We start from the raw sequence: 20,499 nt of genomic DNA on the forward strand, positions 1-20,499 counted from the left end.
TGAGTTGCAGAGCCGGGGAGGCCTGCTCTTTGACGCCATAAATGGCGAACCTAGGGAGGTTTATATGACATCAATAATGAAAAAAGTTGCGCTGGCCACGGCTGTGGCGGCTGCACCGCTCATGGCGGCGACAGGCGCAATGGCCGAAGGCGAGAAGTACATTCTTGTCAGCCACGCACCTGACAGCGACAGCTGGTGGAACACCATCAAAAACGGCATCGCCCTTGCAGGCGAGCAAATGAATGTTGAGGTTGAATACCGCAACCCACCAACTGGTGACCTTGCCGACATGGCGCGGATCATCGAACAAGCAGCGGCTTCTGGCCCCAACGGCATCATCACCACGCTGTCTGACTACGACGTTCTGTCAGGCCCGATTAAAGCGGCTGTCGATAGCGGTGTTGACGTAATCATCATGAACTCGGGTACACCTGATCAAGCACGTGAAGTTGGTGCATTGATGTACGTTGGTCAGCCAGAGTATGACGCAGGTCATGCTGCTGGTCTGCGTGCAAAAGGTGACGGCGTTGGCTCGTTCCTGTGCGTAAACCATTACATCTCATCGCCATCATCGACCGAGCGTTGCCAAGGCTTCGCAGATGGTCTGGGTGTGGATCTGGGCAACCAGATGATCGATTCGGGTCAAGATCCGTCGGAAATCAAAAACAAGGTTTTGGCATATCTTTCAGCCAATCCTGAAACCGACGCTGTCCTGACGCTTGGACCGACATCAGCTGATCCAACGCTTCTGGCGCTGGATGAAAACGGCATGGCCGGCGACATCTATTTCGGCACGTTCGATTTGGGTGAAGAGATTGTAAAAGGCATCAAGGCTGGCACAATCAATTGGGGCATTGACCAACAGCCCTTCTTGCAAGCTTACCTGCCGGTCGTCGTGATGACGAACTTCCACCGCTATGGCGTTCTGCCGGGCAACAACATCAACTCGGGCCCAGGTTTTGTAACCGCAGACGGGCTTGAGAAGGTCGAAATGTTCGCGGGCGAATACCGCTAACGTTACGAAATTGGGGCGGGCAATGTGAATTGGCCGCCCTTTTTCCATCCCGAACAAGGCATATGGAGATCACTAATGTCTGAAGCACCCAACGCTGTTCCAGAGGCTGATGAGCGGATCAAAACGCGCTCTCGTTTCCGCGAAGCTATGATCCGTCCCGAATTGGGGGGAATTGTAGGCACCGTCATCGTATTCGTACTTTTTGCGCTGTTCGCATTTGACAGCGGCATGTTTTCATCAAAAGGCGCGCTGAACTGGAGTCAGGTTTCAGCACAGTTTATGATTATCGCCGTAGGCGCATGTCTTCTTATGATCGCGGGTGAGTTTGACCTTTCCGTTGGCTCTATGATCGGCTTTGCCGGGATGATGATCGCCATATTCTCAGTCACTTTAGGTTGGCCCGTTTGGATGGCCATCATCGTAACCTTCATCCTGTGTACAGCACTTGGGGCTGTGAATGGCTTCATCGTGGTCCGAACGGGGCTTCCGAGCTTCATTGTGACGCTGGCATTTCTGTTTATCCTTCGTGGCTTCACCATCTATTTTCCACAGACGATCGAACGTAAGACGATCATCGGCGGGATATCTGACCGTGCGGAAGGCGATTGGCTCGCAGGCGTTTTCGGCGGAAAAATTTTCAAAGGGCTGTTTGAGTGGTTTGGCGAGATTGGATTGATCGAGACGTTCTCTCGCGGATCGCGCATGGGCGAACCCGTGGTCAACGGTATCCCTATGCTGATTGTCTGGGCTATTGTCCTGATCATTTTCGGCCATATCCTTTTGACCAAAACCAAATTTGGCAACTGGATTTTCGCATCCGGCGGCGACGCGGAAGCTGCTCGTAATTCGGGCGTTCCTGTGAATCGCGTCAAAATCCTGATGTTCATGTTCACAGCCTTCTGTGCCTGTGTCTTCGCCACCTGTCAGGTGATGGAGTTCGGGTCAGCCGGTGCCGACCGTGGCCTTCTGAAAGAGTTCGAAGCGATCATTGCGGTGGTCATCGGTGGCGCATTGCTGACCGGCGGTTACGGCTCGGTCATTGGGGCGGCCTTGGGTGCACTGATCTTCGGTGTGGTACAGCAGGGTCTGTTCTTTGCCGGAGTTGAAAGCTCACTGTTCCGCGTGTTCCTTGGTCTCATCCTTTTGGCGGCTGTGATCCTGAACACCTATATTCGTCGCATGATCACGGGGGAGCGTTGATATGAATCCCGAACACGCACCAATCATTCAAATGAAGAACATCGAAAAGCACTTTGGATCAGTGATTGCGCTGGCCGGTGTCTCGCTCGAGGTTTTTCCCGGAGAATGCCACTGCCTTCTGGGCGACAACGGCGCGGGCAAGTCGACGTTCATCAAAACCATGTCGGGCGTCCATAAGCCAACTGCGGGAGAGATATTCTTCGCAGGCAAGCCGATGCATTTTGAAGATCCACGTGATGCGATGACAGCAGGGATTGCGACAGTGCACCAGCACTTGGCGATGATCCCTCTGATGTCGGTCAGCCGCAACTTTTTCTTGGGGAACGAGCCAACGAAAAAGGTTGGACCCTTGACGTTCTTTGATCACGACAAAGCCAATGAAATCACGATGGAACAGATGCGCAAAATGGGCATCAATCTACGTGGGCCGGATCAGGCTGTTGGCACATTGTCTGGTGGTGAACGTCAGACCGTGGCCATCGCGCGGGCTGTTCATTTTGGGGCCAAAGTGTTGATCCTAGATGAACCGACTTCAGCGCTTGGGGTTCGCCAAACCGCCAACGTTTTGGCGACCATCGATAAAGTGCGCAAAGAGGGTATTGCTGTGGTGTTTATCACTCACAACGTACGCCACGCGCTTGCAGTGGGGGACCGGTTCACGGTGCTCAATCGAGGCAAAACCCTTGGCACCGCGCAACGTGGTCAAATCACGCCTGAAGAGTTGCAGGACTTGATGGCCGGTGGACAAGAGCTTGTTGCACTGGAAGGCAGCCTCGGCGGAACCATCTGAGTAAGATCGTAAAACATGAACGCACCCGCGGAATTCCACGGGTGCGTTCATTTTGGTCACCGATCAGAACTTTCCATTATCGTGAGCCATCTCGGATGGGATGTCCGCAATCACATCCCAATGTTCGACGATCTTGCCGTCTTTTACGCGGAACAGATCATAGAACGCTGTTGGTTTGTCAGCGAACGAACCTTCGGATGCGGTAAAGACGAAGTCGCCTTCGGCAACAACCAGACGAACATCGGTATAGACCATCTGGATGCCCTGATCCGCCATCGCGGCCAAAGCTGCCCCCAGACCGTTCAGGCCATCTGCGATCTGGCTGTTGTGCTGGATGTAGGTCTCGGTGGACAGGAAGTCAGTGATGCGGTCAACTTCGCCACCTTTCAGGATGGTTTCCACAAAGTCAGTAACAAGCGCCTTGTTCTCTGCGGTTTTGTCCAGATCAGTGATCTCGGTCGGGCCATCGGTCTGTGTGTGACCTGAAGGGTTCGGTGCTGTGATTGGGGTCAGGTTGTCCCAGTGTTCAGCAACCTTGCCGTCTTCGACGCGGAATACGTCAAAGCCGACCAACGTTTCGGCGCCAAAGGCCTGCGCATTGGTGTAGGTGGTGTGCAGAACCACCATGTCACCTTCGCTGATCACACGGTGGGTTTCCACCTCAATCCCGCTTTCTTTCAGGCCCGGAATGAAGCCGAGGAGGGGTGCCGCACCTGTGGGCACGGCGGGGTTGTGCTGGATGTAGGCCGGTGTCAGCAATTGCTCGGCTGCGGACGGATCGAAGTTGATGAAGATGGCCGCTACAGCCTCCAGTACGATTTCTTTAGGTGTCATTGTTTGTCTCCTGATTAAAGGTGGTGGTGACGATATTCACGCGGTGCGGGATTGCGCCGTGGTGATCTTGAATTCTGTTCCCCATGGATCATTGATGCGACCGGGATTGAGGACGCTCGGGTCCGCCAGCAGTTCAACACTGGCGAGCCCTGTGCTGCCGTCGGATCGAATTCCTGCGCCTTGAGATTGCCACTCGTTGGCTGCGAGATGATGGTGATACCCACCCGATCCGAACCACCGTGCTGACGGCAGTTGGAAGGTTTGCGCCATGCCGACATTGTTGGTGATGAACTTCGCGGCTTCAGCAACATCACCCACACGCAAATGGACGTGGCCGATGACTGTTCCCGTTGGTGCGCCTTTCCATTGCGACGCATCCCGTGTGAGCGATTTCAGGTCGAGCGAGTGCGTCGTCATCTGGACTGTCTCACCGGAGCGCATCCAAGTCTCGCGAGGAAGATCATGATATATTTCGATCCCGTTCCCTTCTGGATCGTTCAAATACAGTGCCTCGCTGACGCCATGATGTGATGCCCCATCAAGTCGGACACCGCGTTCTTCGGCATAGACCAACCACGCACCAAGATCCTGTTTGGACGGCAACAGAAAGGCCGTGTGAAACAGTCCGGCCTCTCTCGGGCAAGGTCTGGCTTTTCGGTTTTGGCGCAGCTCGATCAAAACTGTGCCGTCAGTACCAAGTAGAGCACATTCACCACTGCGCTCGATCAACCCAAGGCCAATCACGTCTTCATAAAAGGCGGCGGTCCTGTCCAGGTCGCGCACAGTCAATGCGACCTGACCGATTGAGATGGGGGCGTCTGAAGTTGCCATGATCTTGTCTCCTGCGTTTCAACTTGCAGGGAACTTAGCCATGGTCTTTGATCTATAAAATGGCGATAAGTGCGAATGTATATCGTCAATTAGGGGATAATAATGTGGACCGCATAGATGGAATGAAGAGCTTCGTCGCCGTTGTGGAAACCGGCTCTTTTGCAGCTGCTGGGCAGCGCCTGGGGATATCGAACAAGTTGGTAAGCAAACGAGTGGCCCAGCTTGAAAACCTGCTTGGTATGAGCCTCTTGCACCGTACCACGCGTTCTATGTCCCTGACCCATGAAGGCGAACGGTATCTGGAAGGGGCGCGGCGTGTGCTTGTGGAGCTGGAACAGTTAGAAACCGAATTTGATGCCTCGGAAGGATTGAAAGGCACAGTTCGCGTGGCAGCCCCCCTTACATATGGTGATACGGCGGTTGCAAAAGCCGCGGACCAGTTCGTTCAGCAGCATCCCAATGTCACCGTCGAACTAAGTCTTTCTGATCACTATGTTGATCTTGCAAGAGGCGGCTTTGATATTGCCATCAGGATTGGCGATCTCAGCGATTCCAGCCTCATTGTCCGCAAGCTTGGCGAAACGCACTTGAAGGTCGTGGCCGCGCCATCCTATCTCGACAAGCACGGCACACCGTCGCACCCGGCGGAATTGTCCGATCACATCTGCATCCGTGACTCCAACAACCCCGATCCGAACCGCTGGCCTTTTCAGGTAGAGGGCCAAACGGTTCAAGTGCCTGTCTTCGGACCATTCCTCGCCAATAGTCCTCCTGCCTGCCTTGTGCCCACACGCATGGGCCGAGGCATCTTCATTTGCCCAGATGTGTTTCTGGGGGATGATCTGGAGACCGGGCAGTTGGTCGAGCTGTTCAGCGAGTTCCATTCCCGCACTCTTCCAATCCAAAGTGTTCAGCTGCCATCAGCATTTCGCAAGCCCCGCGTGAAAGCCTTTTTAGAGGCAATGAGAAACGAGATCAGATCACAGGGGTTCTAAAGCCGTCGTTCGTGCAGACTACGTCATCCAGAAGCCTGGGGAAAAAACTAGGTTTTTGTTCTACCATTTCCTAATTAGCGGCCCCGAAAGCCTCTTCTTCTAGCGCATCCAGAACCCCTCGCGCTTGATTGCGTTGCGGATGGCTTGCTCTTTGTGGGGCAGGTTGTCTTGGTCAAATAATGCCCGCACTTTCTGGCCACGACCCTGAAAGATCATCCGTTTCATCGGATCGTATTCCTTCAGGACCTTTTTGATCTTGTTGGGGGCCGTGGCGGCATCGATTGTCTCGACTACCTTATCGCTTTCGCGCGCGTAGGCCAAAGGCAGGATGCGCCAGTGACAGCTGACATCCCCGTCAAGCCCATCAAGTTCTGGCCCAGGACGTCCACCTCCAAAGCTGGAAATCACCAAGGGCAGGGCGATTTGGTCAAGCCACGGATACAGCGTCTGGCAGACGATCTCTTCCGGGCCATCATGATGGATGGCCACGGCGTAGTCTTTAAACCGCGTCCCAAATTCGCGCGGGCAGGGGCCGAAGAACCAACCTGCGTTGAAATACATGTAACGCTGCCAGTATTCATCTGGCTGGCTTTGATCCAAAGATGCTTCAAAATCCAGCCCAAACTTGTCGTAGAGCGATTTCCAGATCTGAGTGTAGCCGGGACCGTAAAGTTCGATCGTGGGCCATGTGCCCTCGCGCTTCATTGACGCGGACGGTCGGTCATAGGGGATAGGCATCTCGGACAGTTTGCCTGTGATCACGGTGTCCGTGTCGAAGAATAGAAACGGTTCACCCTCGGGCAGAGCCAGCAATGCTTCGATCTTATTGCCGTAGGGATAGTGCCGTCCAAACTGTTTGCTTTCAAAGGGGACGATTTCGGCGCCCAGCATTTCAAGCGTTTCGCGGATGTGTGGTTTCAGGCGAGGGTCGTCCAGCCACAAATCTCCGGGCTGGGGTTCAGCGACCAGAAGGCGGCCTGCGAAATCGGGGTCGCTGTGGCGCAAGGTGGCGGCAAACAGGATCGCCTCATAGGCCAAGCGGCCATCTTGCGCGACGATGACGATATTGTGGGCTGTGGTCGTGCGCCCCTTCGCCTTGCCTGTGGGTTTCGAAGATTTTGCCATCACTGCTTTGCCTGCGCTGTTCTTTCAGGCAGTATAGTCTGGAATGCAACGAGTCTGGAAGAGCGCGATCACGTTTGCGGATCTTTCTTGGGCATTGGCCGAGGGACGAATTTATGCGGAAATTTCTGACAGTTGCTGCTGTGGTGTTTGGGGCCGTCACGCCCGTGCTGGCGCAGACTTTCACCACGGCCGTAGAGGTCCGCCCGATCCTGAACGCAACTCAGGGAAACTGGATTGCTGTTCGGGAATATGATGGCCGTGATCTGCTGTATTTCACGCATCTTTTAGCGTGGCGTTGTGGGCTTGATGGCATCTATTTCAGTGTAAATGAGGGCGATGAACGGCGCTTCGAGGCTGAACCTTGTTATGAAAATGAAGCCACTCCGAATGCGTTGAAAGTGGACGATATTATGCCGTATCTGTCGTTTGACCTTCAATCGATAGACACAGTGAAGGTTCGGATTGTCTATGACGATGGTACAGAAGCCGTCGCGCATTTCGAGCGCGCGCAGATCCAGATACCGTAAGGCTTAACTGATCGGTGTAAAGCGCCCAAAATGACCCGATTGAAAGGCCAGTGGCGCACCAAAATCTAAGGTTACGCGCAAGACTTCCCCGATCATAATGGAATGATCCCCACCGCTATGAACTGCATGGGTTTTGCATTCGAACCGCGCAAGGCAATCGTCAAACAGCGGAACATCATGTGCGCCGTTGATCAGTGTGACCGGAGAGAAGTCTTCCCCGAAACTGGCAAAATGACGGGCCAACTCCATTTGATCTTCATTCAGCACATGGATTGCGAAATGTGATGCGCTTACAAAGGCGTCATGGCGTTCTGATACATGCGCCGGGCACCACAAGACCAACGGCGGATCCAACGAAACAGATGTGAAACTGTTTACAGTCATCGCGATCGGGCCAACCTCGGATGGAGCGGTGACAACGGTGACGCCGGTTGCGAACTGTCCCAAAGCCTGTCTGAATTCACCCGCATGGTCCGGGCTTGGCGTGAAGCTGGTCATAAGACTATCGGTCCTGTTTTCGCGTAGTCAGAACAAGGTGCGTCATCGGTGGACGCGACCATGTGTTTCGGCGCGGACACTATCGCGCGCGCTTAGGTGAGGAAAGAGCGAAAAGAGACCTTTGCAAGGGCTGGGTGTCATTCGGCCACTGCGAACCCTGAAATGAGTTGTCGTAGTCCAAATGCTGCGCCCGCGATGATGGCCAGAAAGGTTACGGGTGCGCCGTAGTAAAGGATCGAAAACGCCGAGAGACCTTGCCCGATTGAACACCCAAAGCCGATGACAGCGCCGACACCCATGATTACAGCGCCGACAATCTGACGCTTCAGTTCGCGCGGGTCTTCGCAGGCTTCCCAGCGGAAATGACCTTTGAACAAGCTTCCGATAAAGGCGCCCGCTAGAACGCCAACGACCGACCCGACCCCAAAATTCAGATTGTTCCCGGACGAGGTCATCAAATAGATCATCATATCCCCCAGCGGGGCAGAATAGGTGTGGCTTTCCACAGGGATGCTTGAGAAGCCATTAGCAAATACCCAAGCGGTCCCAGCCCAGCCGATGATCACGGCAAGCCCTGCAACAGTTGCCCAGAATAGCTCGTTCCAAGATTGGCGCAGTTCCCGGTTGGCAAGCATTACGGCCAGCAAAACAACGCCAATACCGATCCCGATCTGTGCCGCCGATACGCCAGTCACGCGTTCCAATCCAAATGCGATAGACGGGATGGCATTAGGGTCGGTCTCAATTTCTGGAAACAGCGCAACGCGCAAACCGGATAACGGGCCAGAGATCGCGACATAAGCAGACAATCCCATCACAAGCACGATCACAAAAGACCGTAGATCCCCGCCGCCAAGTCTGGCCAGTGCCCCAAATCCACAATTGCCCGAGATGGCCATGCCATAGCCAAACAGCAAACCGCCGACAATGGATGCAAGTGGGTTCCAACCCAGCCTAAGATAGACAGCTTCGGCAGCAGGAACTTGTCCGGTCGCAATTAAAAGATGTGTGCCGATCATGGCGACGCCAATGGCGACACCCCACATACGAAGCCGAAGGCCCGATCGGGCATATAGCGCATCTTCGATGGCGCCCAGCGTGCAGAACCGTCCCAATCGGGCCGACAGCCCAAGCAGAACACCTCCGACCAATCCGACAAGCGCGGCAAGGTTGGCGTCGCTGATCCAGTCGAACATGGGAACCTCCCAGTTCCATTAGGCAGTTGGATGCGCCCCAGGGGCTGCGAAAGGGCTGTTACTCAGCCGCTTTGCGTTCTTCCGCAGGCGGAGTATCGATCGAGCAGAAAAGCTCGTAAATCACTTCCAGAATGCGCCGTGGGCGATCATCTGTCAGCGAGTAGTAGATGGTTTTGCCATCACGGCGAGGTGTCACAAGACCCTCAAGCCGTAAGCGTGCAAGTTGCTGCGATACAGCGGCTTGTCGTGCGTGAAGCAGTTTTTCAAGCTCAGTTACGGATTTCTCGCCAGTGACCAGATGACATAAAATCATCAATCGGCCTTCATGGCTGATAGCCTTCAACAGGGTTGAGGCATCGCAAGCGCTGGTCATCATCTTGTCCAGCTCGTCGCGCGACATGTCTTCTTTTATGACGGGCAGTGCCATTCCGACTGGTCCTTGTGGTCCGTTACCGTTACCAGCCCGTATTAATAGGCTAGCTTTTATTTTTCAATCATAGTCGCAGCCCGATAAACAAGTCGTGTTCTGGCTGCAATAGCTTTTGCAGGCTTTATCGTGCCCGCGTTCAACTTTCCGGAGCGCGATAATCTGTATTTTCGATCAACATCTGCTCTAGAATGCCCCAAAAGAAGTCTTCGCCGGGATAGCCCTGAAGGCGTGCGATCTCTTTTCCGTCCTCCAGTAGAAGAAATGTGGGCGTGAAGATGACTGGCGCTGACGTTAGAACACCAAGAGCCTCGGGTCCATTTTTCGACTTTAGCTCGCTTAATTCGACTTTTCTGAGAGGTGCATATTTCCCTTCAGAGGTTTTCGGATAGATATCACCTAGTTCACTTTCCCATTTCGCACACCATGCACAGCCGGGTTCTTCGACCATAACAAGCTCTGCCGCGTTTGCGGATACACCGAATATTATCAGTGTGATGGACAGAAAACTTAATGCAGTTTTGCGCATTTTGGGGCTCGTCTCAGTTTCATCTGGTTAACTTTCGTTCAATGCAATAGATAAATTGAATATGTTGTGAATTCAAGGAACCCCTCATGCTGGATATCTCTTTTGCCGGTGCAGCTCTTGCGGGGCTCTTGTCTTTTTTCTCGCCCTGCATTCTGCCGATGGTGCCTTTTTACCTGTGCTACATGGCCGGGTTGTCGATGGCCGAACTGGGCGGTGAAGGGCAGATAAACAAAGGTGCGCAAAGGCGGTGTGTAGTGTCTGCAATCGCATTCGCCCTAGGGGTGACGACAATATTTATGCTGCTCGGACTTGGCGCGACGGCGCTGGGGTCGGCATTTGCGCGGTATCAAGGAACGTTGAGTTACGTTGGGGCAGGGGTTCTGTTGCTGTTTGGGCTGCATTTCCTTGGCATTTTGCGAATCCCCTTTTTGTATCGCGAAGCAGGTATTGAAAGCCGGTCAGACCCTACGTCGGTAATTGGGGCGTATGTTATGGGGCTGGCCTTTGGGTTCGGATGGACGCCCTGTGTTGGGCCCGCGCTTGCATCGATCCTGATGATCGCAAGCGGGATGGGGGATCTGACCAGAGGCACACTTTTGCTAGCGGTCTACGGGCTGGCCATGACGACCCCCTTCGTGCTGGCAGCGCTTTTTGCGAAACCGTTTCTGGGCTGGGTTGGGCGCAACCGAAAATACCTGCCATGGGTCGAGCGAGCGATGGGAGTTATGCTGATTGTGTTTGCGGTCTTGATTGCCTTTGGCAAGGTTAACGTCATCGGGCAATGGTTGTTGAAAACCTTCCCGGGGTTTGGGGCGTTTGGCTGACCCAACGAAACGGATTCGAATTGGCGCAATTTTTGCAACACACATGACGCAATGTCTCAATTTGACCGCCAGCGCAAAGCTGGGGAAAGCATTTTGATCCTAAGGGTTTGTTGTGAAGGACATCCGAAATTACCCAATGCATACAACAGCATGCGTAGCGCAGGCGCAGCATTCTAAACGCTCACTGCGCAATGATATTTCGCGTTCACCTTATTATAATTCAAATAACCGAATTTGATATTGCGAAAATTGCTTCACGTGCGTAGTTTGAGCAAACAACGGTTACGGGAGGAAACATGAAGCGGACAACGATCACGCTTTGCGCTCTGCTTGCAGGGCTAGGAGCGGCGCAAGCCGAGACAGTGGCACCCACCTCTGTCGCTTTCGAAGAAGGGGCAGTCGCCCTATCACTGACTGGCGTTGCAGGGGACCCTGCACAAGGCGCTATAGTCGTAACGACAAAATCGCAGGGTAACTGCGTTGCATGTCATGAAATCACGGATCAGGCCGATGTGCCGTTCCACGGAGAAGTTGGCCCGATGTTAGACGGGGCAGGTGACCGCTGGAGCGAAGCAGAGCTGCGTGGCATCCTTGTAGACGCGAAGATGACATTCGATGAATCGATGATGCCATCATTCTACAAGACGGAAGGCTTCATTCGCCTTGGCAAAGCCTACACAGGCAAAGCTCATGAAGGTGAAGTCGAACCGCTGCTGAGCGCTCAGCAGATTGAAGATGTTGTGGCCTATCTGATCACGCTCAAAGACTGAGCAGGATCAGGGCACAGAAAACACTCACAGGAGACAAGAGATGAAATTCACTCGACGTGATGCTCTGGCGCTTGGGCTCGGCGCGACTGCCGTTGCCATGTTGCCAATGCGCGCACTTGCTGCTGCAGACGAGGCCATTGCGGCCTTCACCGGCGGCGCAGACATGGGCGAAGGCGGGATCACCCTGACCGCGCCCGAGATTGCTGAAAACGGCAACACTGTTCCGATCTCGGTTGATGCCCCTGGTGCGGCGTCGATCCTGGTGCTTGCAGCTGGCAACCCCACCCCGGGCGTGGCGCAGTTCAACTTCGGTGAAGCTGCTGGTTCACAGTCCGCTTCGACCCGTATCCGTCTGGCCGGAACGCAAGACGTTGTTGCCATCGCCAAAATGGCCGATGGAAGCTTCGTGAAAGCGCAATCGACCGTAAAAGTCACCATCGGCGGCTGCGGCGGCTAAGTTTTAGGAGATCAGAGATATGGCAAAAGGTTCAAAACCCCGCGTAAAGGTCCCCAAGACGGCTGCTGCCGGCGATGTGGTGACCATTAAGACGCTGATCAGCCACAAGATGGAATCGGGTCAACGTAAGGATAAAGAGGGCAACCTCATCCCGCGTTCGATCATCAACCGCTTCACCTGCGAGTTCAACGGCAAGTCGGTCATCGACGTGACGCTGGAACCCGCAATCTCGACCAACCCTTACGTCGAATTTGACGCAAAGGTCGACGAAGCCGGTGATTTCAAATTCACATGGTATGACGACGATGGTGACGTGTACGACACCACCAAGTCGATCGCCATCGGCTGAGGCCAGCGCAGGGAGGAATATATAATGAAAAAAGGCATCGCAGCTATTTTTGCTGTCTCGACCATCTTCGGGGCAGCCGCAGCCACGGCCGACGAAAGCGCTGAGCTCACCGTTAACGGCGAGATCGATATTGTCACCAAAACAGCCGCGCCAGCGCATCTTTCCGATGCTTTGGACGAGGTATTGTCTGGTTGGCGTTTCCGGTCTGATCAGACGCAGGAAATGCAGATGGATGACTTTGACAACCCCGGCATGCTGGGCGTCGAAGAAGGCATCGAGATCTGGAACACTGTGGACGGATCAAAAGGCAAATCTTGCGCGGACTGTCACGGTGCGCCAGAAGATATGGCCGGCGTGAAGCCAACTTATCCGAAGTGGAATGACAAGGCCGAAACGGTCCATACCCTTCAGATGGCTGTCAACAACTGCCGTGAAAACGCCATGGGCGCAGAGCCTTGGGGTTACGACAAGACACCCGCGATCAACATGGAAGCTCTGCTTTCATCTGTGTCGCGCGGTATGCCTGTCAACGTGGCCATTGACGGTCCCGCGGAAGCCATGTGGGAGCAGGGCAAAGAGCTCTACTATGCCCGCACTGGTCAGCTTGAAATGAGCTGTGCCAATTGTCATGAAGACAATTACGGCAACATGATCCGTGCCGACCACCTGTCGCAGGGTCAGATCAACGGCTTCCCGACCTATCGTCTGAAGAACTCGAAGCTGAACGGGGTGCATTCGCGCTTCAAAGGCTGCGTTCGCGATACGCGCGCGCATACCTACAGCCCCGGTTCGGAAGAGTTCGTCGCTCTGGAACTGTATGTCGCTTCGCGCGGCAATGGTCTGTCGGTCGAAGGCCCGTCGGTCCGCAACTAAATCAAAGACCCCGCCCGGACATGTTTCGGGCGGGGTTTTCTTTATTCGAACACATTCAATCCCAAGCATAAGTTAGATGTGCACGGGGCTGATAACCAAGGATAACCGCTCATGATTTCTCGCCGCGACTTTCTTCAGGTCTCGATGGCTGCGTCCGCGCTTTATGGCACGTCGGGCTTTGGCAATTGGGCCAAACTGGCTGCACAGCAAGCCCTGACCCAAGATGATCTTCTGAAGTTCGATACGTTTGGCAATGTCAGCCTGATCCACATCACTGACATTCACGCCCAGCTGAAGCCGATCTATTTCCGCGAGCCCGAGATCAACCTTGGTGTTGGCGCGGCGAACGGCCAGATGCCGCATGTGACAGGCGCAGATTTCCGCAAAGCTTATGGGATCGAGGATGGCTCTCCTAACGCTTACGCTTTGACATATAACGACTTTTCCTCGCTTGCGCAGGGATATGGCAAGGTGGGCGGCATGGACCGCGTGGCAACCGTTGTGAACGCGATCCGCGCGGATCGTCCGGATGCGCTGCTTCTGGATGGCGGTGACACGTGGCACGGGTCATACACCTGTCACCACACCGAAGGGCAGGACGTGGTCAACGTGATGAACGCGCTGAAGCCCGACGCGATGACGTTCCACTGGGAATTCACGCTGGGGTCCGAGCGTGTAAACGAGATCGTTGAAAACCTGCCTTTCGCAGCCCTAGGTCAGAACATTTTTGACGCTGAATGGGATGAACCCGCCGAGCTGTTCAAACCTTACAAATTCTTCGAACGTGGTGGCGTGAAGGTGGCCGTGATCGGTCAGGCCTTCCCTTACATGCCCATCGCCAACCCGCGTTGGATGTTCCCGGAATACTCGTTTGGTATCCGTGACGAAAACATGCAGGCGATGGTCGACGAAGTTCGCGCCGCTGGGGCCGAGCTTGTTGTCTGCCTGAGCCACAATGGTTTTGACGTGGACAAAAAGATGGCCACGAAAGTGACCGGTATCGACGTGATCCTATCAGGTCACACCCATGACGCGTTGCCCGAACCAGTGCAGGTTGAACAGACCTTCATTATCGCATCGGGATCGAACTCGAAATTTGTCAGCCGCATTGATCTGGACGTGCGCGACGGCAAGATGATGGGCATCCGCCATAAGCTGATCCCGATCTTTGCCGACGTGATCACGCCGGATGCGACGATCACAACGCTGATCGACGAACAACGCGCGCCATATAAAGAACAGCTGGAAGAGGTGATCGGTACAACCGACACGCTGCTTTATCGTCGCGGCAATTTCAACGGATCATGGGATGACCTGATCTGTGATGCGCTGATCAACGAACGCGAGGCGGACATCGCAATGTCGCCCGGCGTCCGTTGGGGCCCGAGCATTCTGCCGGGACAAGAGATCACGCGCGAAGACATTTGGAACGTGACCTCGATGTCTTACGGTGAAGCGTATCGCACTGAAATGACTGGTGAATTCATCCACACGATCCTTGAAGATGTGGGCGACAACCTGTTCAATCCTGATCCTTATTATCAGCAGGGTGGCGACATGGTGCGTATCGGTGGCATGGGCTACCGCATCGACATCAACAAGCCGCAGGGCGAGCGCATTACAGATATGACGCTTTTGAAAACCGGCGAAGCGATTGATCCTTCCAAGACCTATGTGGTCGCTGGTTGGGCCAGCGTGAACGAAGGCACCGAAGGTCCACAGATCTGGGATGTCGTCGAAAGCCACATCAAGAAACAAGGCACCATCAAGCTTGATCCGAACAACTCGGTTCAGGTCGTGGGCGCTTGAAACCATTAAAGCGTTTCCGCACTTCGTTTTGACAACGTGGTGTGGAAACGCGGTGCAACATTGAAGGATCGAGGGCATTTCCCGGTTTTGTCGAAACCCAACAAAAACGGGAAACGCTTTAGCCAAACAGCCAGATTTAGGGGGTTTGACATATGTCGAATGAAACGAAAGAGGCAGGCACCTCGCGTCGCGGGTTCCTGAAAGGGGCCGCCGCTGCAGGGGCAGCTGTTGGGGCCGCGGGCGCGGCACGTGCAAAAGGGGATCCGCTGATCACCGAAGTACAAGAATGGGCATCGGGTCTGGGCGAGGGCGTAGATGCCACGCCTTACGGCATGCCGATCGAATTTGAGGGCGACGTTGTGCGCCGGAACGTGGAATGGCTGACCGCTGACACGATTTCCTCGATCAACTTCACGCCGATCCACGCGCTGGACGGCACGATCACTCCGCAGGGGTGTGCGTTTGAACGCCATCACTCGGGTGCGATCACGCTGAAGAAAGAAGATTATCGCCTGATGATCAACGGGTTGGTCGATACGCCGCTGGTCTTCACATATGAAGATCTTGAGCGTTTCCCTCGTTCGCAGCAGACGTTCTTTCTGGAATGTGCCGCGAACACTGGCATGGAATGGGCTGGGTCGCAGTTGAACGGTGCGCAGTACACCCACGGCATGATCCACAACATGGAATACACCGGCGTGAGCCTGCGGACCTTGCTGGAAGAAGCTGGGTTGGACACCGCTGGTGATCTGAAAGACAAATGGGTCTACGTCGAAGGCGCGGATGCGTCGTCGAACGGCCGCTCGATCCCAATGGAAAAGGCGCTGGACGACTGCATGGTTGCGTTCAAGGCCAACGGCGAAGCGCTGCGCATGGAACACGGTTACCCAGTGCGTCTGGTTGTTCCCGGTTGGGAAGGCAACATGTGGGTCAAATGGCTGCGTCGTATCGAAGTCACGGACGCGCCGGTTGAAAGCCGCGAAGAGACCTCGAAATATACGGACACGCTGGAAGACGGTACATCGCGCAAGTGGACTTGGGCGATGGACACAAAATCGGTTGTCACCAGCCCCAGCCCGCAGATGCCGATCAAGCATGGCAAAGGCCCGCTGGTCATCACTGGTTTGGCATGGTCCGGCAACGGTGCGGTCACGGCCGTCGACGTGTCGCTGGATGGCGGCGTGACCTGGCAAGAAGCACGCTTGGCTGAGCCGGGCAAGAAGATGGCGCTGACCCGCTTCTATCTGGACATCGACTGGGATGGGTCCGAGATGTTCCTGCAGTCCCGCGCGATGGACGAAACCGGTTACGTTCAGCCCACCAAAGCGCAACTGCGCGACGTGCGCGGGTTGAACTCGATCTACCACAACAACTGCATCCAGACGTGGCACGTCAATGCAAAAGGGGAGGCGAACAATGTCGAAGTTTCCTAAATTCTTGATGGCAGCGTCAGTTGCCACTTTGACCGCCGCACCTGCGATGGCTGAAAAGCTGGGTTTGGGCCGTACGGCCACCGAGGCCGAAGTGGCTGCGTGGAACCTGGACATATCACCGGACGGAGCCGACTTGCCGGATGGCTCGGGCGATGTGTGGACTGGCGAAGAGGTGTTTTCGGAAAACTGCGCATCCTGCCACGGTGAATTTGCCGAAGGGTCGGGCAACTGGCCAAAACTGGCAGGTGGCGATGACACGCTGGCCGACGAAGATCCGCTGAAAACCGTTGGTATCCTACTGGCCCTATCTGTCGACGACGTTTGACTATGTGCGCCGGTCGATGCCCTTTGGCGCCGCTGGCACGCTGTCGGATGATGATGTCTATGCGATCGTGGCTTACATCCTATTCTCGAACGACTTGGTTGAAGACGATTTCACCCTGTCGAAAGAGACCTTCGCGGATGTGGTTCTGCCCAACGCGGAAGGCTTCATCGTCGATGATCGTGCGACCACCGAGTATGGCAAGTTCAACAACCGCTGCATGAGCGATTGTAAAACGGGCGCAGTTGAGATCACCACAACCGTGGTCTTCCCTGGCGACCCGAACTCGGGCACGGATGCAACCCCGATCAGCCAAGCTGTGATGGGGGCCGCGGGGGCTGCAACCGAAGCCGCTGCTCCGGCCACTGAAGCGCCTGCCGAGGAAACCCCAGCGACGCAAGCACCGGTTGAGGAAGCCGCCGCGGCACCCGCTGCTGCAGCTTTGGATGCTGAACTGGTTGCCAAGGGTGAAAAGGTCTTCAAGAAATGTAAGGCCTGCCACAAGATCGGTGACGGCGCCAAGAACAGCACCGGCCCGATGTTGACCGGTGTATTTGATCGCGCTGCTGGCGCGGTTGATGGCTTCAAATACTCCAAGCCAATGAAGGCCGCTGCAGAAGGCGGTCTGGTTTGGGATGAAGCTGAACTGTCCGGTTACTTGGCGAACCCGCGCAAATATATGAAGGGCACCAAAATGTCCTTTGCCGGGTTGAAGAAAGACAAGGATATTGCAGCGATCTTGGAATATCTGAAATCGCACAGCCAATAAGCTGAACCAATATAATGCTTGCGGGCGTCGGGTGAGAACTCGGCGCCCGTTTTATTTGGTTGCGCAATAATCGTGCAACTAATGCATGCATTAGTATATGATAATTATTGAGTGGATCTGCTTCACAGGTTAATCTCTGCCCATGTTTAAGATTCGAAACGCTGCGATAGGTCTGACGGTTGCGCTTTGCGCCGCAACACCTTCTTTTTCAAACGAAATTGGCAACGCCCAAGACGGTGAGGCGTTGTGGAAAGAATGCAAGTCCTGCCATTCGGTTGGCAAGGATGCAAAGAACCGGGTTGGACCTCAACTGAATGGGATATTCGGTCGTCGCGCAGGATCTGAAGAGGGATTCAAATACTCCAATGGGCTTGCGCGGATGGGCAAGGATGGCTTGGTTTGGGAGTTTGACCTACTGGATCGTTACATCGAAAATCCAAAGGCCTTCGCGTCGGACACACGCATGTCCTATAAGGGGTTGAAAGACGAGCAGAAACGGGCAGATTTGCTGGCGTTTCTACGTCGATACTCGGACAATCCGGGGGATATTCCCGAAGCTGCACCAACTGCTGCTGGGACAGACCATTCGGTTGATCCAAGTATTCTGGCCATCCAAGGGGACCCAGAATATGGCGAGTACCTTTCTTCAGAATGCACGACCTGCCACCAGCTTTCGGGCGACAATGAGGGCATTCCGGGCATCATCGGATGGCCAGCTGAGGATTTTGTGGTCGCCATGCACGCATATAAAGACAAGTTTCGCCCGCATCCTGTGATGCAGATGATGGCAGGCCGCTTGTCCAACGACGAGATTGCCGCTTTGGCCGCTTATTTTGAAGTGGTCGAGTGAGACAGTAGGCGGGCCGGGACGGGTCTGCCTGACGCGGAGGCTGTGCGCGTATCCACGGCCAACAGGGAGGAAAATTATGAAACTTAATAGACGTTTATTTATGGGTGGTGTGGCCGCCGGTGCAGCAGCAACCACGCTGTCCGCGCCAATGGTGCACGCTGCTGGACATGGCAAGCCCAAGGTTGTTGTGATCGGTGGCGGTGCCGGTGGTGCAACCGCTGCGCGCTACATTGCAAAGGATTCTAAAGGTGAGATTGAGGTCACGCTGGTTGAACCGACCCGCAGCTATTACACTTGCTTCTTCTCGAACCTCTATATGGCGGGCTTCACCGAGCTGGGTTCGATTGCGCACAGCTATGGTAAGCTTGCGGCTGAATATGGCATCAACGTCGTTCATGACTGGGCCATTGATATCGACCGCGAGGCACGTACCGTGTCGCTGGCGGGTGGCGCCACGCTGAACTATGACCGTTTGATCCTGTCGCCGGGCATCGACTTTGTTGATGGAGCGGTTGAAGGCTGGGACATCAGCCATCAAAACGCCATGCCGCATGCCTATAAGGCCGGGTCGCAATCCGAGCTGTTAAAGGCTCAGGTCGAAGCTATGCCAGAAGGCGGCACGTTCGCCATGGTTGCGCCGCCCAACCCGTTCCGGTGCCCCCCTGGGCCGTATGAACGGATTTCGATGATCGCGAATATCCTGACGGAAAAGAACCCGACGGCGAAGATCATCATCGCGGACCCGAAAGAGAAGTTCTCGAAAATGGGACTGTTCCAGGATGGTTGGTCGCGTCACTACGATGGCATGATCGACTGGATTGGCGGCGACTTCGGTGGTGGCAATGTGTCTGTGAACCCGCATGACATGACGGTCACAATCGATGGTGAAGAAACCAAGGTGGATGTCTGCAACGTCATCCCGGCAATGAAAGCGGGCAAGATCTGCGACATGGCTGGTATCACCGAAGGCAACTGGGCCCCTGTGAACCCGCATACGATGCAATCGCGTGTTGATGAGAATATCCACGTTCTTGGTGACGCAAGTTCACAAGGCGATATGCCGAAATCGGGCTTTGCTGCCAACAGCCAAGCGAAAGTTGCGGCGATGGCCGTACGTTCGGCACTGACCGGATCGAAGCTGTTCCCGGCCAAGTTCACCAACACGTGCTGGTCGCTGATCAACGACAATGACGGCGTGAAAGTGGGCGCAAGCTACGAAGCGACGGACGAGAAGATCGCAAAGGTCGACGGGTTCATCAGCCAAGTGGGCGAAGACGCAGAGCTGCGCCAGGCCACTTACGAGGAAAGCGTTGGCTGGTATGCCGGGATCACCTCGGACATGTTTGGCTGATTTTCTTGCCAACATTCGCTGATGCGAATATGTTGAAAAAGAACGCGGGGTCCGGGTGTCCGGGCCCCGTTTCACGTAAACGGGCTTCGCGCGAACGGCCCTCAATTCAGGAGGAAGACGAATGCGCAAGATGATAGGCGCGGCAATGATTGTTGTCGCAGCAGGTATGGCCCCAGCTTTTGCCGACGGTCATGGGAAGCAAATGACAGACCATGCTGTCACCTACGCCTTTGAAGGAAGCTTTGATGACGCAACTTTCGCTGTTGAGTCCGCCATTGTGGGGCAGGGGTTGGTGATCGACTATGTCAGCCACACGGGCGAGATGCTGGAGCGCACCAAAGGCGATGTCGGATCGGACGTGAAAATCTATGATGCGGCTGATATTTTCCTGTTCTGCTCGGCAAAAGTAAGCCGCGAAGTAATGGAAGTGGACGCTGCCAATATCACGTTCTGCCCTTACAGCGTTTATGTCACGGATATCGACGGTGACGTGCGGGTTGGCTACCGAACCTATCCAGAGGGAGAAATGCAAAAAGTGCAGGCTCTTCTGGATGGAATTGTTCAGGAAGCCGTCTCTGATTAAGGTCGATTTGGCTTGAAAAATAAGGCCCCGCGTGTCGCTATGACGCGCGGGGCCTTATTGCTTGACGTAAGGGGATGCAAAAAAACATTCAAAAAGATGAATGTATGTCTTGTTCCGTCCAACGAAGCGCCCTAAGTTTAAC

At 54.8% G+C, this 20,499-nt stretch carries 22 protein-coding genes and 1 pseudogene; 16 read left to right on the plus strand and 7 right to left on the minus strand.

Translation table 11 applies throughout. The features are described 5' to 3' along the window. Positions 1–64: 64 nt before the first annotated feature. The 3 genes from AC0L6A_RS08635 to AC0L6A_RS08645 all read left to right on the plus strand — a co-directional run bounded on the left by AC0L6A_RS08635 (position 65) and on the right by AC0L6A_RS08645 (position 3,005). The gene (locus AC0L6A_RS08635; protein WP_473289292.1) at positions 65–1,015 is read left to right on the plus strand and encodes a sugar ABC transporter substrate-binding protein; all 951 of its coding nucleotides are present in this window, start codon (positions 65–67) and stop codon (positions 1,013–1,015) included. 75 nt (positions 1,016–1,090) lie between these two features. Further along, the gene (locus AC0L6A_RS08640; protein WP_473289294.1) at positions 1,091–2,215 is read left to right on the plus strand and encodes an ABC transporter permease; all 1,125 of its coding nucleotides are present in this window, start codon (positions 1,091–1,093) and stop codon (positions 2,213–2,215) included. Position 2,216: 1 nt separating this feature from the next. Beyond that, the gene (locus AC0L6A_RS08645; protein ID WP_473289296.1) at positions 2,217–3,005 is read left to right on the plus strand and encodes an ATP-binding cassette domain-containing protein; all 789 of its coding nucleotides are present in this window, start codon (positions 2,217–2,219) and stop codon (positions 3,003–3,005) included. A 63-nt stretch (positions 3,006–3,068) separates the two neighbouring features. Here AC0L6A_RS08645 and AC0L6A_RS08650 read toward each other — a convergent pair whose 3' ends face one another. Together AC0L6A_RS08650 and AC0L6A_RS08655 are read right to left on the minus strand one after the other, a co-directional pair. Next, positions 3,069–3,839: a nuclear transport factor 2 family protein gene (locus tag AC0L6A_RS08650; RefSeq protein ID WP_473289297.1), complete on the minus strand. Its 771-nt coding sequence runs from the start codon at positions 3,837–3,839 to the stop codon at positions 3,069–3,071. Between the two features lie 36 nt (positions 3,840–3,875). Beyond that, the gene (locus AC0L6A_RS08655; protein ID WP_473289299.1) at positions 3,876–4,670 is read right to left on the minus strand and encodes a VOC family protein; all 795 of its coding nucleotides are present in this window, start codon (positions 4,668–4,670) and stop codon (positions 3,876–3,878) included. A gap of 104 nt (positions 4,671–4,774) precedes the next feature. On the opposite strand from AC0L6A_RS08655, the gene AC0L6A_RS08660 reads away from it, so the two are divergent. Further along, positions 4,775–5,665, plus strand: coding sequence for a LysR family transcriptional regulator (locus AC0L6A_RS08660; protein ID WP_473289300.1), 891 nt, complete (start codon positions 4,775–4,777; stop codon positions 5,663–5,665). Between the two features lie 99 nt (positions 5,666–5,764). On the opposite strand, the gene AC0L6A_RS08665 is transcribed toward AC0L6A_RS08660, so the two are convergent. After that, complete coding sequence (locus AC0L6A_RS08665; protein WP_473289301.1) at positions 5,765–6,790, minus strand: hypothetical protein; 1,026 nt, start codon at positions 6,788–6,790, stop codon at positions 5,765–5,767. A gap of 113 nt (positions 6,791–6,903) precedes the next feature. Here AC0L6A_RS08665 and AC0L6A_RS08670 point away from each other — a divergent pair, with 113 nt between their 5' ends. Beyond that, the gene (locus tag AC0L6A_RS08670) at positions 6,904–7,317 is read left to right on the plus strand and encodes a hypothetical protein (protein ID WP_473289303.1); all 414 of its coding nucleotides are present in this window, start codon (positions 6,904–6,906) and stop codon (positions 7,315–7,317) included. Positions 7,318–7,320: 3 nt separating this feature from the next. On the opposite strand, the gene AC0L6A_RS08675 is transcribed toward AC0L6A_RS08670, so the two are convergent. The 4 genes from AC0L6A_RS08675 to AC0L6A_RS08690 form a co-directional block, all read right to left on the minus strand. Then, positions 7,321–7,815 (minus strand): flavin reductase family protein, encoded by a 495-nt coding sequence (locus AC0L6A_RS08675; protein ID WP_473289304.1) that lies wholly within the window; start codon positions 7,813–7,815, stop codon positions 7,321–7,323. Positions 7,816–7,952: 137 nt separating this feature from the next. After that, positions 7,953–9,011 (minus strand): YeeE/YedE family protein, encoded by a 1,059-nt coding sequence (locus AC0L6A_RS08680; RefSeq protein WP_473289306.1) that lies wholly within the window; start codon positions 9,009–9,011, stop codon positions 7,953–7,955. Between the two features lie 58 nt (positions 9,012–9,069). Next, positions 9,070–9,438 carry an ArsR/SmtB family transcription factor gene (locus AC0L6A_RS08685; RefSeq protein WP_473289307.1) on the minus strand — a complete coding sequence of 123 codons (369 nt, stop codon included), beginning with the start codon at positions 9,436–9,438 and terminating at the stop codon, positions 9,070–9,072. Positions 9,439–9,577: 139 nt separating this feature from the next. Next, complete coding sequence (locus AC0L6A_RS08690) at positions 9,578–9,967, minus strand: hypothetical protein (protein ID WP_473289309.1); 390 nt, start codon at positions 9,965–9,967, stop codon at positions 9,578–9,580. A gap of 86 nt (positions 9,968–10,053) precedes the next feature. On the opposite strand from AC0L6A_RS08690, the gene AC0L6A_RS08695 reads away from it, so the two are divergent. The 11 genes and pseudogenes from AC0L6A_RS08695 (at position 10,054) to AC0L6A_RS08745 (ending at position 20,357) form a co-directional block, all read left to right on the plus strand. Beyond that, the gene (locus tag AC0L6A_RS08695) at positions 10,054–10,791 is read left to right on the plus strand and encodes a cytochrome c biogenesis CcdA family protein (RefSeq protein ID WP_473289310.1); all 738 of its coding nucleotides are present in this window, start codon (positions 10,054–10,056) and stop codon (positions 10,789–10,791) included. Between the two features lie 296 nt (positions 10,792–11,087). Next, positions 11,088–11,561, plus strand: a complete 474-nt coding sequence (gene soxX / locus AC0L6A_RS08700; RefSeq protein ID WP_473289312.1) for a sulfur oxidation c-type cytochrome SoxX — start codon at positions 11,088–11,090, stop codon at positions 11,559–11,561. Positions 11,562–11,601: 40 nt separating this feature from the next. After that, positions 11,602–12,018: a thiosulfate oxidation carrier protein SoxY gene (soxY, locus tag AC0L6A_RS08705; RefSeq protein ID WP_473289314.1), complete on the plus strand. Its 417-nt coding sequence runs from the start codon at positions 11,602–11,604 to the stop codon at positions 12,016–12,018. Between the two features lie 19 nt (positions 12,019–12,037). After that, entirely contained in the window at positions 12,038–12,367 is a 330-nt protein-coding gene (soxZ, locus tag AC0L6A_RS08710; RefSeq protein ID WP_473289315.1) for a thiosulfate oxidation carrier complex protein SoxZ, read from the plus strand. A 24-nt stretch (positions 12,368–12,391) separates the two neighbouring features. After that, positions 12,392–13,240 carry a sulfur oxidation c-type cytochrome SoxA gene (soxA, locus tag AC0L6A_RS08715; RefSeq protein ID WP_473289317.1) on the plus strand — a complete coding sequence of 283 codons (849 nt, stop codon included), beginning with the start codon at positions 12,392–12,394 and terminating at the stop codon, positions 13,238–13,240. A gap of 111 nt (positions 13,241–13,351) precedes the next feature. Continuing rightward, entirely contained in the window at positions 13,352–15,049 is a 1,698-nt protein-coding gene (gene soxB, locus AC0L6A_RS08720; protein ID WP_473289319.1) for a thiosulfohydrolase SoxB, read from the plus strand. A 152-nt stretch (positions 15,050–15,201) separates the two neighbouring features. Next, positions 15,202–16,482 (plus strand): sulfite dehydrogenase, encoded by a 1,281-nt coding sequence (gene soxC / locus AC0L6A_RS08725; RefSeq protein WP_473289321.1) that lies wholly within the window; start codon positions 15,202–15,204, stop codon positions 16,480–16,482. Continuing rightward, positions 16,466–17,573, plus strand: a pseudogene (locus AC0L6A_RS08730) (c-type cytochrome). Before soxC ends, AC0L6A_RS08730 begins: the two are co-directional and overlap by 17 nt. A gap of 142 nt (positions 17,574–17,715) precedes the next feature. After that, positions 17,716–18,423, plus strand: coding sequence for a c-type cytochrome (locus AC0L6A_RS08735; protein WP_473289322.1), 708 nt, complete (start codon positions 17,716–17,718; stop codon positions 18,421–18,423). A 76-nt stretch (positions 18,424–18,499) separates the two neighbouring features. After that, on the plus strand, positions 18,500–19,774 hold the full coding sequence (locus AC0L6A_RS08740) for an FCSD flavin-binding domain-containing protein (protein WP_473289324.1): 1,275 nt from the start codon (positions 18,500–18,502) through the stop codon (positions 19,772–19,774). Between the two features lie 121 nt (positions 19,775–19,895). Beyond that, a complete protein-coding gene (locus tag AC0L6A_RS08745) occupies positions 19,896–20,357 on the plus strand; it encodes a DUF302 domain-containing protein (RefSeq protein WP_473289326.1) in 462 nt (153 codons plus the stop codon). Positions 20,358–20,499 lie beyond the last annotated feature (142 nt).

It is taken from the genome of Aliiroseovarius sp. D2-2 (assembly GCF_055809455.1).

Excerpts from the sequence above, each read along its gene's own strand:
- AC0L6A_RS08650 (WP_473289297.1), bottom strand. The coding sequence starts at position 3,839 with ATGACACCTAAAGAAATCGTACTGGAGGCTGTAGCGGCCATCTTCATC.
- soxC (WP_473289321.1), top strand. The coding sequence starts at position 15,202 with ATGTCGAATGAAACGAAAGAGGCAGGCACCTCGCGTCGCGGGTTCCTG.
- AC0L6A_RS08645 (WP_473289296.1), top strand. The coding sequence starts at position 2,217 with ATGAATCCCGAACACGCACCAATCATTCAAATGAAGAACATCGAAAAG.
- AC0L6A_RS08740 (WP_473289324.1), top strand. The coding sequence starts at position 18,500 with ATGAAACTTAATAGACGTTTATTTATGGGTGGTGTGGCCGCCGGTGCA.
- soxB (WP_473289319.1), top strand. The coding sequence starts at position 13,352 with ATGATTTCTCGCCGCGACTTTCTTCAGGTCTCGATGGCTGCGTCCGCG.
- AC0L6A_RS08655 (WP_473289299.1), bottom strand. The coding sequence starts at position 4,670 with ATGGCAACTTCAGACGCCCCCATCTCAATCGGTCAGGTCGCATTGACT.
- soxZ (WP_473289315.1), top strand. The coding sequence starts at position 12,038 with ATGGCAAAAGGTTCAAAACCCCGCGTAAAGGTCCCCAAGACGGCTGCT.
- AC0L6A_RS08745 (WP_473289326.1), top strand. The coding sequence starts at position 19,896 with ATGCGCAAGATGATAGGCGCGGCAATGATTGTTGTCGCAGCAGGTATG.
- AC0L6A_RS08690 (WP_473289309.1), bottom strand. The coding sequence starts at position 9,967 with ATGCGCAAAACTGCATTAAGTTTTCTGTCCATCACACTGATAATATTC.
- AC0L6A_RS08665 (WP_473289301.1), bottom strand. The coding sequence starts at position 6,790 with ATGGCAAAATCTTCGAAACCCACAGGCAAGGCGAAGGGGCGCACGACC.
- soxX (WP_473289312.1), top strand. The coding sequence starts at position 11,088 with ATGAAGCGGACAACGATCACGCTTTGCGCTCTGCTTGCAGGGCTAGGA.
- soxY (WP_473289314.1), top strand. The coding sequence starts at position 11,602 with ATGAAATTCACTCGACGTGATGCTCTGGCGCTTGGGCTCGGCGCGACT.
- AC0L6A_RS08680 (WP_473289306.1), bottom strand. The coding sequence starts at position 9,011 with ATGTTCGACTGGATCAGCGACGCCAACCTTGCCGCGCTTGTCGGATTG.
- AC0L6A_RS08735 (WP_473289322.1), top strand. The coding sequence starts at position 17,716 with ATGTTTAAGATTCGAAACGCTGCGATAGGTCTGACGGTTGCGCTTTGC.
- AC0L6A_RS08635 (WP_473289292.1), top strand. The coding sequence starts at position 65 with ATGACATCAATAATGAAAAAAGTTGCGCTGGCCACGGCTGTGGCGGCT.
- AC0L6A_RS08640 (WP_473289294.1), top strand. The coding sequence starts at position 1,091 with ATGTCTGAAGCACCCAACGCTGTTCCAGAGGCTGATGAGCGGATCAAA.
- soxA (WP_473289317.1), top strand. The coding sequence starts at position 12,392 with ATGAAAAAAGGCATCGCAGCTATTTTTGCTGTCTCGACCATCTTCGGG.
- AC0L6A_RS08695 (WP_473289310.1), top strand. The coding sequence starts at position 10,054 with ATGCTGGATATCTCTTTTGCCGGTGCAGCTCTTGCGGGGCTCTTGTCT.
- AC0L6A_RS08675 (WP_473289304.1), bottom strand. The coding sequence starts at position 7,815 with ATGACCAGCTTCACGCCAAGCCCGGACCATGCGGGTGAATTCAGACAG.
- AC0L6A_RS08670 (WP_473289303.1), top strand. The coding sequence starts at position 6,904 with ATGCGGAAATTTCTGACAGTTGCTGCTGTGGTGTTTGGGGCCGTCACG.
- AC0L6A_RS08685 (WP_473289307.1), bottom strand. The coding sequence starts at position 9,438 with ATGGCACTGCCCGTCATAAAAGAAGACATGTCGCGCGACGAGCTGGAC.